1 pseudogene is annotated in these 621 nt (G+C 60.9%); it reads left to right on the top strand.

Features of this window, described 5'->3' with window-relative positions:
- Positions 1 to 156: 156 nt before the first annotated feature.
- Positions 157 to 564 (top strand): annotated as a pseudogene (locus ACU8YE_RS23900) (integrase core domain-containing protein); the annotation flags it as partial.
- Positions 565 to 621 lie beyond the last annotated feature (57 nt).

Below are 621 nucleotides of genomic sequence, written 5' to 3'. Positions count from 1 at the left end.
GTGCGCAGCACACCCATGAGGCGGTGAAGTGGAAGTCCGACGCGGTGCGCGGCAATCGTCATGCGCGGGGATACGGAACCGCGTGGGACAAGATCAGGCAGCGCATCTTGCGTCGCGACAGCGGCCTCTGTCAGCCCTGTTTGCAAGCAGGGCGCGTGGGCGCTTAGTCAGCACGCGGACACCGACTTGGCACTAAAGGCATTAAGACGGGCTTACGATCATCGTCGTCCGCTACCAGGCCTGATGTTCCATTCGGATCAGGGCTGCCAATACACGAGCACGCGCTTTCTCGCCGAGCTGCGCGCCCGTGGCACGATCCAGAGCATGAGTCGGCGCGGCAACTGTTGGGACAACGCGGTGGTCGAGCGCTTCTTCCGAAGCCTCAAAAATGAATGGATCGGCGACCAGTTGTACGTCGATCACCGCCATGCAGAGCAAGACATCACTGATTATCTGGTCGATTTTTACAACCATCGTCGCCTTCACTCGGCTGCGAAGGGACTGCCGCCAGCGCGTTTCGAAGCGCTCGCAGCCTATCCCGGAGCAGTGTCCAAAGTTGCTTGACCACTTCAGCTGAGGTGGGTGGACGAGAGCGGGCTGTCGGTGCTGGCGGCGGACAAT

It is taken from the genome of Ralstonia sp. VS2407, from assembly GCF_052950655.1.
The sequence above is the reverse complement of the archived record's forward strand: the minus strand, read 5'-3'. Positions and strand labels throughout refer to the sequence as shown.